We start from the raw sequence: 12,266 nt of genomic DNA, 5'->3' as shown, positions 1-12,266 counted from the left end.
GGCGACCTGGCACCGCTGGCGTATCTGGCAGCGGCCATCGCCGGGTTTGATGAAGCCGAGGTGATGTATCAAGGCCAGCGCATGCGCGCCACGCAGGCCATCGAGCAAGCCGGCATCGGTCCGGTCAAATTTGATCTCAAGGCCAAGGATGCCTCGGCCCTCATCAATGGCTGCACCGCCTCGCTGGCAGTGGCCATCCTCGCTGCGCACGATGCCCGCAACCTGCTGACCGATGCCTGCCTGTCGCTGGGGCTGACCCTGGAAGCGATGCGCGCCGAGATGTCGGCCTTCGATCCGCGCATCCAGATGGCACGGCCGCATGCGGGGCAGATCAAGACGGCGGAAGTCATCCGCACGCTGCTCAAGGGCTCCACCCGTACCACGCATGAAGCACGCGCCGTGCAGCTGCCCGATGAATTGCGCCGCACCGATATCCCTTACACCGCGCGCATCCAGGATGTGTACTCGCTGCGCTGCGCACCGCAGGTGTATGGCCCGGTCTTCGATGCGCTCGACTACATCGACACCATCATCGAGAAGGAAACCAACTCCGCCACCGACAATCCGCTGATCTTCAACAAGGAGGACGGCGAAGGTTTCGAAATCATTTCCGGTGGCAATTTCCACGGCCAGTACCTGGCGCAGGCGATGGACTTGCTGGCCATGGCGATCACCGATCTGGGCAGCATCTGCGAACGCCGCATCGCGCGCCTGATCGATCCGACCTTGTCGTGGGGGCTGCCGCGCAACCTGATGAGCGGCGTGCGCGGGGTCAACACCGGCTATCCGGTGGTGCAGTGTTCCATGAGTTCGCTGGTGATGGAGAACCGTACCCTCTGCATGCCGGGCAGCGTCGACAGCATCCCCTCCAAGGGCAACAGCGAGGACCATATTTCCAACTCGACCTGGTGCGCCCGCAAGGCCATGACCGTGGTGCAGAACACGCAATACATCGTCGGCGTGGAAATGCTGCTGGCGGCACAGGCGCTGACCATGACCGAAGACTTGCTCAGGGACTTCAAGCTGGGGCAGGGTACGCAGGCGGCCTATGCGGAGATCCGCCGCCAGATCCCGGCCTGCCTGGATGGCGATCGCTGGTTCCATGACGACGTGCAGGCCGCGCATGGATTCGTGGTCAGCGGCTCGGTGCGGGACGCGGTCATCGCGGCCATCGGAGCCATCGTGTAGAGGGAGTGCAAGCCGCAGGGTGAGAATTTGCCCCTGCAGGCTCAAGTCTGACAAAAAGCTGACGTTCAAGAAGATTGAGCGGCAGCTTTTTTCGTTTTTGGGCGCGGCGAACCGGATTGCCGCGCGGCAAGGGCAGCGTAAGCAATGCGAGTGCACATCAGGATCTTCCTGATGGCCTGGCGGCGCGTCCGCCGCCACACTGCGCAGTCCGGCACTCTCACACTCTATCGGGGAACAGGGAATGAACATCAAGAACATCAAGATCAGCGTACGCCTGGCGGCCTGCTTCGGCATCCTGGTTGCGGTCATGTGCCTGATCACGGGGGTGGGCATGCAAAGCCTGCACAGCATCAGCAACGCTTCGCGCGTCGTGGTCGAGGACCGCTACGTGAAGATCGCGCTGGTGATGGAGATCCGCGAGAACGTCAATTCGGCCGCGCGCAACCTGCGCAACGCCTTGCTGGGACGCAATGTCGACGAGGCCAAGCGCTATCTCGACCGTGCTGCGGCCAACAGCGCCAAGACCACCGAGGCCCTGAACCAGATCGAGAAACTGGTCAGCACGCCGCGCGGCAAGGAATTGTTCAAGGCCATTCAGGATGCGCGTGCCGCCTACAACACGCCGCGTGACAAACTGCGTGAACTGATCAGCCAGCAAAAGAAAGAAGAGGCCACCGAGGTACTCTTCAATGAGGTCATTCCCAAGCAGGATCGCTACTTCGAAGTCCTCAGCAACTTCGCTGCCTTCCAGAAGACGCTGATGGATGAAAGCGTGGTCGAAGGCCAGCAGACCAGCGATTCGGCCATCGCCCTGATGCTGGAACTGTCGGCCGTGGCCATCCTGTTGTGCGTGCTGGCGGCCTGGTGGGTCACCCGTTCCATCACGCGGCCACTCAATGAAGCGGTGGACGTGGCCAGCGCCGTGGCGCAAGGCGACCTGACGATACAGATCGGCGAGACCACCCGGGATGAAACCGGCAAGCTGCTGGCGTCGCTCAAGGCCATGAACCAGAACCTGCACCGCATCGTCAGCGAGGTACGCACCGGCAGCGACACCATCAATACGGCTTCCTCCGAAATCGCCAGCGGCAACCTGGACTTGTCTTCCCGCACCGAAGAACAGGCCGGCGCGCTCGAAGAGACCGCCTCGGCCATGGAAGAACTGACCTCCACCGTCAAGCAGAATGCCGACAACGCGCGCCAGGCCAATAGCCTCGCCGCCACCGCCTCCGAGGTGGCAGTACAGGGCGGCAGCGTGGTGGGGCAGGTGGTGCAGACCATGGGCGAGATCAACGAAGCCTCGCGCAAGATCGTCGACATCATCAGCGTCATCGATGGCATCGCCTTCCAGACCAATATCCTGGCCCTGAACGCCGCCGTGGAAGCGGCGCGTGCCGGCGAACAGGGGCGCGGCTTTGCGGTGGTGGCCTCGGAAGTCCGTACCCTGGCCCAGCGCAGTGCCTCCGCCGCCAAGGAGATCAAGGCCCTGATCGATGATTCGGTCAGTCGCGTGGACAACGGCAGCCGTCTGGTGGAGCAGGCCGGCGCCACCATGAGCGAAGTGGTGGCCAGCGTGCGCCGCGTCACCGACGTGGTGGCCGAGATCTCGGCCGCCAGCCACGAACAGAGCGACGGCATCGAACAGATCAATCACGCCATCGTGCAGATGGACGAAGTGACCCAGCAAAATGCCGCACTGGTAGAACAGGCCGCCGCCGCTGCCCAGTCCTTGCAGGAACAGTCGGGCCGGTTGGTGGAAACGGTGAGCATCTTCAAGCTCAGCAGCCATGAAACGCCGCGTGCGCAGCCCGCACGCAAGCCCGCGCCGCCCAAGCCGGCCAGCAAGCCCACGGCTGCCGCGCCGGCTGCACCGGCTGCACCGGCCAAAGCGGCTGTGGCAGCACCTGCACCGGCACCCAAGGCCCTGCCTGCGAAACCGGCCGCGTCAGCCGGCGCCAAGGGCGGCGGCAAGGCGCCGCCAGCCGATGAAGGGGATTGGGAACAATTCTGAACTAAGTCTTGCGCACTCAGGTGCGCAGTTCCACCACGCCCCGAAAGGCGATACGCACCACCAGCCCGCTGCCTTGCAGCGGTGCATCCAGCGTGACGGTGGCCCTGTGCATGGCGGCGATCTCGCGCACGATCGCCAGCCCCAGGCCGGTCCCCCCCGGATTGACGTGCTGGGTGGCACCGGCCCGGTAGAAGGGTTCGAACACTTTTTCGCGCTCGGCCTCGGCAATGCCGGGGCCGTTGTCTTCCACCTCCAGCAGGGCGCCGGTCGGTTCGCCCGGACGGCTCACGGCGCGCACGCGCAAGGTGACCTGGCCGCCCACAGGCGTATAGCGGATCGCATTGTCGAGCAGGTTCACCATCAGTTCATGCAGCAGCAGGGCATTGGCCTCGATACCGATGTCCCCCTCTTCCTCGAAGGCCAGGCCGATGCGGCGCGACACCGCCTGCTGCGACAGCTCCAGCGCGACCTGGCGCGCCGCATCGGTGAGCGAGACACGCATGGTGCCGCCCTCGGCCGCGCCATGTTCGGCACGCGCCAGCGTCAGCAGGCGATTGGCCAGGTGCACCGCCGAATCGGTGGTGCGTGCCATGCCCTCCACCAGCTCGCGCAGCTCGGCCGGATCGAGCCGCGTGCGCCGCAGTTCGCGCAGGGTCAGTTCGGATTGCGTCTTCAAGACCGTCAGCGGCGTGCGCAACTGGTGCGAGGCATCGGCGATGAAGCGCCGCTGCGCGCTGATGAGGGCTTGCAGCCGGCCCATGTAGCCATTCATGGCCTGCACCAGCGGGCGCATTTCCTTGTGCACCAGCGCCGGGTCGAAACCGGACAGGTCGGTCGGTGCACGCGACTCCACCTCGCCCTTGAGCTGCATGACCGGACGCAGCACGAAGCGCACCGCAAACCACACCAGCAGCGCCGCTACCGTGACCAGCGTGCCCTGGCGCCAGAGGGTATCGAAGAGGATCTTGCGCGTCATGCCGTTGCGGCCCTCCATGGTCTCGCCGACCTGGATCAGGGCGATGCCGCGCATGCTGTCGTCATACACCGGCTGCAGCAGCGCGGCGATGCGGATGGGCTGGTTGTGATAGTCGGCCTGGTAAAAGCGCACCAGCGCCGGATAGACTTCCGAGCGCTTGACGTTGGCCGGCACCGGTGGCAAGTCTTCATAGCCCGAGACCAGCTCGCCCTTGAGGCCGGTGACCTTGTAGTAGATGCGGCCCAGGGTATCGGTCTCGAAGCTGTCCAGCGCCACGTAGGGGACGTCGGCCGTGACGTGGCCATCGACGATGGAGACCCGTTCGGCCAGCGCGCGGGTGGAGGCCAGCAGCGAGCGGTCATAGGCCAGGTCGGCCACTTCCAGGGCGTTGTAGTAGACCGAGACGGCATCCAGCGCCACCAGCAATGTCAGCGGGATCAGCAGCCAGCGCACCAGCTGGCTGCGCAGGTTGCCCAGTCGACGGGTGGCCTGCGCCATCACGCCGCCTGCAGCAGGTAGCCCAGGCCGCGCAGGGTGGTGATGCCCACGCGCCCGGCGCCCTCATGTTCGAGCTTCTTGCGCAGGCGGTGGATGTAGATCTCGATGGCGTCTACGCTGGCATTGTCGTCCAGCGAAAAGACCTGCTGGAACAGCTTGTCCTTGGGCACGGTATGGCCCTGGCGCATGATGAGCGCTTCCAGCACCGCGTGTTCGCGCGGGGTCAGCGCCAGCAGTTCGCCGTGATAGGTGAAGGTGCGCGAGACCGTATCGAAGCACAGCGCACCGCAGGCCACGGTGACCGCTTCCTGGCTCTGCGAGCGGCGCAGCAGGGCTTTGACACGCGCTTCCAGTTCTTCCAGTTCGAAGGGTTTGGCCAGGTAGTCGTCGGCGCCCATGTTGAGGCCACTGACGCGATCAGCCAGGCCGCCGCGTGCGGTCAGGATCAGCACCGGCGTGCGGCTGCCGCGAGCGCGCATGCGTTTCAAGACTTCCAGGCCATCCATGCGTGGCAGGGTCAGGTCCAGGATCACCAGGGCGTATTCTTGTGTGAGCAGCAGGCTGTCGGCGTCGGCGCCGTTGTGCGCGCACTCCACCGTCAGGTGGGCGTCGCGCAGGGCCTTGGCCAGCCAGCGGGAAAGTTCGATATGGTCTTCGACCAGCAGGATGCGCATGATGCGGCCCTTTTACTTTTTTAAACCTTTTGGGTTGCGGTACGGCTTGTCTCCAGCGCGGATGCTAACAGATGCGCCGCCGCCTTTGAAACGTCCGCCTCCGGCCATTGTGGAAACTGCGTAGCATCGATCCCACACTGACAGCTTCGCTGAAAGCCGGCTGAAAGGCTTTTCTTGTACGATGCGCCCATATCAAAAAATCCAAGCAGGAGACACATCATGATCGCCCCCTGGTCCGGCCGTTCCGGATCCGTTCTTCCCGCATTCGTTTCCCGCTGCTGCTGACCGCCATGAAGGCGGACCGCTCGCATCGTCGGCAGCGCTGGTATCGCTTCCTGGCCGCTTGTGTGCTGGCCTGTGCGATGCCGTGCGCGCTGGCGACCGAGTGCATCGTCCCGGCCAAGCCGGGCGGCGGCATGGACGCCTCGTGCAAGCTGTTGCGCCGGGCCATGCAGGAAGAGGGCAGCAAGGAGGCCTTCAAGCTGGCTTACCTGCCCGGTGGCATCGGTGCCGTGGCCTGGAGTTCGGTGGTCTCGCAGCGGCGCGGCGGCCCCGACACGCTGGTGGCTTTTTCGGGGGGCTCGCTGTTGAGCCTGGCACAGGGAAAATATGGCCGCGCTGATGTGGGGGATGTGCGCTGGGTGGCCGGCATCGGCATCGACCACGGCATGATCGCCGTGCGCAGCGATGCCCCCTGGCGCAACCTGAAGCAGTTGCTGGAGACGATCCGCAAGGATCCCGCGGCGGTCACCGTGGGCTTGTCCGGGACCGTGGGCAGCCAGGACTGGTTGAAGATGGCGCTGCTGGCACAGCAAGCCGGGTTCACGCCGAAGCAGTTCCGCTTTGTCGCGCTCGAAGGTGGCGGCGATTCGTTTGCCGCCCTGCAGGCCGGACACGTGCAGGTGATTTCGGGTGATACCTCGGAGGCCGCCTACTTCATCGCCGAGGGCAAGGTGAGGATTTTGGCGGTGCTGTCCGAGCAACGCCTGCCGGGACCGCTGCAGGCCATACCGACGGCACGCGAGCAGGGCTATGACGTGGTCTGGCCCATCATCCGCGGTTTCTACATGAGCCCGCATGCGCCGGAGGCGGATTACCGGCGCTGGGTCCGGTATTTCGATCGCGCATTGGCCGATCCCGCCTTTGATCGCCAGCGCAGCATCGGTGGCTTGCAACCCTTTGCCATGACCGGCAAGCCGCTCTCGGATTACATCGCGCAGACCGTTGCGCGCTATCGCAGGCAGTCCCAGGAGTTGGGCCTGGTGCGCTGACCAGCCAGGTTGCACACGCCGTCAGGCGTGCCCTGCAGCCGGGCCGGCGCAAGGTCCGTTTCATCATCAAGGAGAATCCATGTTGCACAAACGTCGCCTGAGCATTGCGCTCGGCCTGGCCCTCGCTTTGCCCGTCACTTTCAGCGGTGTGGCCCATGCCGACACCCCGGCCGGCTATCCTGCCGATTACGCCAAGATCATCGACGGGGCCAAGAAGGAAGGCAAGGTCGTGATCTACAGCACCACCGATTCCAAGGCCGCCGAAGCGCTGATCAAGGATTTCGGCGCGCTCTATCCGGGCGTGAAGGTCGAGTACAACGACATGAACTCTACCGAAGCCTACAACCGCTTCATCTCCGAAGCCGCCGCCGGTGGCGCCACGGCTGACGTGATGTGGTCCTCCTCCATGGACCTGCAGGTCAAGCTGGCCTCCGAAGGCTATGCCGTGGCCTACAAGTCGCCGGAAGCCGCGGCCGTGCCGGCCTGGGCCAACTGGAAGGACACCGCCTACGGCACCACCTTCGAGCCCGCCGCCATCGTCTACAACAAGCGCCTGGTGACCGAAGCCGAAGTGCCGACCACCCACGAGGAGTTCACCAAGCTCTTGGTCAGCAAGCAGGACAAGTTCAAGAACAAGGTCACCACCTACGACATCGAGAAGTCCGGCGTCGGTTTCAGCCTGATGACCTATGACCTGAAGCACAACCCGCAATTCTGGGACTTCGCCAAAGCCATGGGCGGCGTCGCTGCACGCGTGCAGTCCTCGACCGGCACCATGCTCGAGCGCATCTCCTCGGGGGAAAACCTGATCGGCTACAACATCCTCGGCCCCTACGCCCTGGTGCGCGCCAAGAAGGACCCGTCCATCGGCGTGGCCTTCACCAAGGACTACAACCTGGTGCTCTCGCGCGTGATCTTCATCAACAAGGCCGGCAAGAACCTCAATGCCGCCAAGCTGTGGGTGGACTACATCCTCTCCAAGCGCGGCCAGACCATCATCGCCAATGATGCGCAGCTCTTCGCCATTCGTGGCGACGTCACCGGTGCCACCACCTCGGCCGAACTGACCAAGCAACTGGGCGCGTCCCTGAAGCCCATGCCGGTGTCCACCGAACTGCTGGACTACCTGGACCAGAAGAAGCGCCTGGACTTCCTGAAGCAGTGGAAGGAAGCCACCAAGAAGTAAATCATTTCCGTGGCGGACCGGGGCCTGCCGTACCTGGTCCGCCTCCGGATGAGCGGTCATCACCCGATCCATCGCTGTTGCGCAGTGCAGCCCCGGCTGCCTGCGCGGGCGGCGCGCTGCAGTCATGCCGCCGCTGTCCTGACTGTCCTGATCCATCTGCCCACTCATGAGGCGCACCATGCAAACCACCACAACGCTGCCGCGCAGCGAGCAAGCCCTGCCGGCCCGCCGTTTCCGGCTGAACTGGCCGCGCGGCCTGGTCGTGACGCTGGCAGCCCTGGCCATCTTCGTGCCGCTGCTGCTGATCTTCTATCAAAGCTTCCTGTCGGCGCCGTTCTTCGCGCCGGTCAAGACGCTGACCTTGGATTCCTATCGTTTCATCTTCGATGACCCGGACTTCCGCCAGGCCTTCGTCAATGGTCTGACGCTGGCCACCGGCCTGGCCCTGATCGCCGTGCCGCTGGGCGGCATGCTGGCCTTCCTGATGGTGCGCACCGACCTGCCGGGCCGCAGCTTCATCGCCCCCGCACTGATGGTGCCCATCTTCGTCTCGCCCATGGTGATCGGCTTCGGCTACGTGGTCTCGATGGGGCCGGTCGGCTTCTACACGGTGTGGGTCAAGAACCTGCTGTCGGTGTTCGGCTTCGAGGGCGACCCGTGGAACATCTATTCCTTCACCAGCATCGTCATCATCGCCGGCCTGACCCACGTGCCGCACGTCTACCTGTATGCCTCGGCCGCCCTGCGCAGCCTGGGTTCGGATGTGGAAGAGGCGGCCCGCGTGGCCGGCGCCTCGCCGCTGCAGGTGGCCCTCAACGTCTCGCTGCCGATGATCACCCCGGCGCTGGCCTACTCCGGCGTGCTGGTGTTTTTCCTCGGCTTTGAAGTGTTCGGCCTGGTGCTGGTGCTGGGTGATCCGGAAGGCCACCTGGTGCTGCCGACCTATCTCTACAAGCTCACCAACAAGCTGGGTACGCCGTCGTATCACCTGATGGCAGCGGTGGCCGTGTGCCTGGTGGCGGTGACCATGCCGCTGGTGATGCTGCAGCGCTGGCTGCTGCGTTCGGCCAACAAGTTCGTCGCCATCAAGGGCAAGGGCGCGCGCCAGAAGGCGCTGCCGCTGGGCAAGTGGCGCTGGGTGGCCTTCACCCTCATCGCCGGCTGGCTGCTCTTCACGGTCATCATCCCGCTCTCGGGCATCGGCCTGCGCACCTTCGTCTCGCATTGGGGTGATGGCGTGAGCCTGCTGGACGTGCTGACCTTCGACAACCTGTTGAACGTCTGGGACCAGCCCTCGCTGGTGCGCGGCATCATCAACACGGTGCTGATCGGCGTGATCGGCGGCGCCCTGGCCGTGGCCTGCTACACCGCCATCGCCCTGGCCATGCACCGCAAGCAGGATGGCGTGACGCGCTTCCTCGACTACAGCGTGCTGGTGCCGCGTGCGGTGCCGGGCCTGCTGGCCGGCCTGTCCTTCCTGTGGGTGTTCCTGTTCGTGCCCTCGCTGCTGGACTCGGCCCTGAAGGGCATCGACAACCCCGTCGCCCTGTGGCTGGTCGACAGCTTCATCCCCGCCCTGCGCGGCCTGCGCTCGACCATCTTCTCGGTCTGGCTGGCGTACTCGGTGGTGTGGATGGCCTACGGCCTGCGCCTGATCAATACCGCCCTGCTGCAGGTCGGCCCGGAACTGGAAGAAGCCGCCCGCGCGGTCGGCGCCTCGCGTTCCCGCGTCACCCGCGACGTCACCATTCCGCTGGTGCGCTACGGCCTGGTGGGCGCCTGGCTGATGGTGTTCCTGATCTTCGAGCGCGAGTACTCCACCGGCGTCTACCTGCTCTCGCCCGGTACCGAGGTGATCGGCTCGATGATCGTCTCCATGTGGGCCGCCGGCGCGGTGGAACTGGTGGCCGCGCTGTCCTTCATCAACATCACGCTGGTGGCCGTGGGCCTGGGCATTGCGCTGCGCTTCGGCGTCAAGCTGCACGACTGACCTGCACCGCAAGCACGGCCGGCACAGGGGTGCCGGCCTCCCGATACAGCAAGAGCATCCTGAGGAATCATCATGACTGAACTTTCCGTCAACGACCTGCACCTGGACTATGGTACCGGCGCATCTGCCAATCCCATCCTGAAGGGTGTTTCCATGCAACTGCAGCGCGGTGAAGTGGTGGCGCTGCTGGGCCCCTCCGGCAGCGGCAAGACCACGCTGCTGCGCGCGGTCGCCGGGCTGGAGTCACCCAAGGCCGGCACCATCGACATCGGCAGCCGCCGCGTTTTCGATGGCGCGCGCAACTTCGAGATGCCGGCCGAAGAACGCAACCTGGGCCTGGTGTTCCAGTCCTATGCGCTGTGGCCGCACAAGACCGTGGCCGACAACGTTGCCTATGGCCTCAAGCTGCGCAAGACGCCCTCGGCCGAGATCGCCAAGCGCGTCAAGGAAGTGCTGTCGCAGCTGGGCCTGGGCCACCTGGGCGAGCGTTATCCGCACCAATTGTCCGGTGGCCAGCAACAGCGCGTGGCCATCGCCCGCGCGCTGGTCTACAACCCGCAGGTGATCCTGCTGGACGAACCGCTCTCCAACCTCGACGCCAAGCTGCGCGAGGAAGCCCGTGCCTTCCTGCGCGAACTGATCGTGCGCCTGGGCCTGTCTGCACTGATGGTGACCCACGACCAGGGCGAGGCCATGGCCATCTCAGACCGCATCCTGCTGCTCAACAATGGCCGCATCGAACAGCAGGGCACGCCGCAGAGCATGTACCAGACCCCCAATACCCTCTTTACCGCCGAATTCATGGGCAGCAACAACAAGCTGGCCGCCGAGGTGGTCAGCCGCGAGGGCGAGCGCGTGACCGTCAAGCTCGATGGCGGCACGGCCGTGGCGACCCTGCGCGGACGCGAGGACGCCAAGCCCGGCGAGCAGCTGACCGGCATCATCCGGGTCGAGCAGGTGCGCATCTCCGGCGAGCAGACCGGCAATGCGATCCGCCTGCCGCTGTCGACCTGCATGTACCTGGGCGACCGCTGGGAATGCCTGTTCAAGGTCGAGGGCGGTCCGGCCGGTTCGGTGGGCCTGCGCGCTTACGCACCGCAGCGCCTGGACCAGGGTGAATACTGGCTGTCGCTGCCGGAACAGGCCTTGTGGGCATTCTGAAAAACTAAGTGAGCCGAACGGGAGATCTAAGTTTCCCGTTGGCAAAAACTTAGTTTTTTGACGGTTCATCACATCGATGAAAACCAGCGGGGAGGGCCATCCGTCCTCATCCCGCTCACCCGGGAAAAATCATCACGATACCGGGTGGATGACCAGAAGACGTCGTAGGGCATGGCCGTGCCGACGCCATCCAACGCTTTCCATCAAGGAGACCTCAGTGCAAAGAAATCATCTCGCTGCCAGCATCCTGGCCGCATTCGCCGCGTGCGCCACGACCTCGGTCCAGGCGCAAACCTCCGTCACCATCTATGGCCTGATCGATTCGGGCGTGGAATACGTCACCAACGCCAATGCCGCCCGCAACAGCCTGGTGCGCCTGAGCTCGGGCACGATGAACACCTCGCGCATCGGCTTTCGCGGCACCGAAGACCTGGGCGGCGGCCTGAAGGCCATATTCCAGCTGGAGAATGGCTTCAAGCTGGACAACGGCGCCCTCGACGGCGATGCCAACCAGCTCTTCAACCGCCAGTCCAACGTCGGCCTGGAGGGCGGTTTCGGTCGCGTGGTGGCGGGTCGCTCCTTCTCCACCACCTATGACTTCATCCTGCCCTTCGACCCGATGGGCTACTCGGCCAGCTACTCCTGGGTGACCTCGGCCGGTGCCACCGGTGGCCGCAAGGATGGCATGCCCACCGGCGTGTCCAACCTGGTCAAATACCAGGGCGAATTCGCCGGCGTGAAGGTCGGTGCCATGTATGGCTTCGGCGAAGTGGCCGGCGAGACCCGCAACGGCGCCAAGTACGGCGTCGGCCTGGGCTGGGGTTCGGGCCCGTTCAGCGTGGCGGCCACCTATGACCGCAACAACAGCGTGACCACCGCCAACGCGCCCTATGACCGCGCCACCAGCGCCCATCTGGCTGCGGGCTACCAGCTCTCGGATGCCTGGAAGTTCAACCTCGGTTATCGCTACTACAAGAAGGCCCTGGCCACCGGTGCGGCTGACCAGCGCAGCGATTTCTACTGGGGCGGCGTGACCTGGAAGTTCACGCCGGCCATGAGCGTGATCGGTGCGATCTACTACCAGAACATCAAGAACGTGGCCAACGATGCCGATCCCATCATGTACTCGCTGCGCCTGAAGTACGCCATGTCCAAGCGCACCGACCTGTACCTGAGCACGGCCTATGCCAAGGCCAAGAACAACCAGCTGGTCGGCCTCTCGCGTGATGACGTGGGCTTTGGCACCAGCCAGTTCGGCATGACCCTGGGCATGCAGCACCGCTTCTGATGCCCGTGTAGTCCCCTGGCCCG

9 protein-coding genes are annotated in these 12,266 nt (G+C 64.7%); 7 read left to right on the top strand and 2 right to left on the bottom strand.

Going from position 1 to position 12,266, the window contains the following annotated elements:
- Both CEJ45_RS19165 and CEJ45_RS19160 read left to right on the top strand, forming a co-directional pair.
- The coding region (locus CEJ45_RS19165; protein WP_088756624.1) for an HAL/PAL/TAL family ammonia-lyase at positions 1–1,188 on the top strand (1,188 nt) is incomplete at its 5' end.
- Positions 1,189–1,429: 241 nt separating this feature from the next.
- Positions 1,430–3,199 (top strand): methyl-accepting chemotaxis protein, encoded by a 1,770-nt coding sequence (locus CEJ45_RS19160; protein ID WP_088756623.1) that lies wholly within the window; start codon positions 1,430–1,432, stop codon positions 3,197–3,199.
- Positions 3,200–3,215: 16 nt separating this feature from the next.
- Here CEJ45_RS19160 and CEJ45_RS19155 read toward each other — a convergent pair whose 3' ends face one another.
- Together CEJ45_RS19155 and CEJ45_RS19150 are read right to left on the bottom strand one after the other, a co-directional pair.
- Positions 3,216–4,673 carry a sensor histidine kinase gene (locus tag CEJ45_RS19155; RefSeq protein ID WP_088756622.1) on the bottom strand — a complete coding sequence of 486 codons (1,458 nt, stop codon included), beginning with the start codon at positions 4,671–4,673 and terminating at the stop codon, positions 3,216–3,218.
- On the bottom strand, positions 4,673–5,347 hold the full coding sequence (locus CEJ45_RS19150) for a response regulator (RefSeq protein ID WP_088756621.1): 675 nt from the start codon (positions 5,345–5,347) through the stop codon (positions 4,673–4,675). Before CEJ45_RS19150 ends, CEJ45_RS19155 begins: the two co-directional genes overlap by 1 nt.
- A 290-nt stretch (positions 5,348–5,637) precedes the next feature.
- Between CEJ45_RS19150 and CEJ45_RS19145 the strand changes: the two genes are divergently transcribed.
- From CEJ45_RS19145 to CEJ45_RS19125, 5 genes are all read left to right on the top strand, one after another.
- Positions 5,638–6,618 (top strand): Bug family tripartite tricarboxylate transporter substrate binding protein, encoded by a 981-nt coding sequence (locus tag CEJ45_RS19145; protein ID WP_088756620.1) that lies wholly within the window; start codon positions 5,638–5,640, stop codon positions 6,616–6,618.
- A 79-nt stretch (positions 6,619–6,697) separates the two neighbouring features.
- Positions 6,698–7,804 carry an ABC transporter substrate-binding protein gene (locus tag CEJ45_RS19140; protein WP_088756619.1) on the top strand — a complete coding sequence of 369 codons (1,107 nt, stop codon included), beginning with the start codon at positions 6,698–6,700 and terminating at the stop codon, positions 7,802–7,804.
- Positions 7,805–7,982: 178 nt separating this feature from the next.
- A complete protein-coding gene (locus CEJ45_RS19135) occupies positions 7,983–9,794 on the top strand; it encodes an ABC transporter permease (protein WP_088756618.1) in 1,812 nt (603 codons plus the stop codon).
- 72 nt (positions 9,795–9,866) lie between these two features.
- The gene (locus CEJ45_RS19130) at positions 9,867–10,955 is read left to right on the top strand and encodes an ABC transporter ATP-binding protein (protein ID WP_088756617.1); all 1,089 of its coding nucleotides are present in this window, start codon (positions 9,867–9,869) and stop codon (positions 10,953–10,955) included.
- Between the two features lie 217 nt (positions 10,956–11,172).
- Entirely contained in the window at positions 11,173–12,243 is a 1,071-nt protein-coding gene (locus CEJ45_RS19125) for a porin (protein WP_088756616.1), read from the top strand.
- Positions 12,244–12,266 lie beyond the last annotated feature (23 nt).

Source organism: Herbaspirillum aquaticum, from assembly GCF_002213425.1.
In the GTDB taxonomy this organism is placed as follows: Bacteria; Pseudomonadota; Gammaproteobacteria; order Burkholderiales; family Burkholderiaceae_D; genus Herbaspirillum; species Herbaspirillum aquaticum.
The sequence above is the reverse complement of the archived record's forward strand: the minus strand, read 5'-3'. Positions and strand labels throughout refer to the sequence as shown.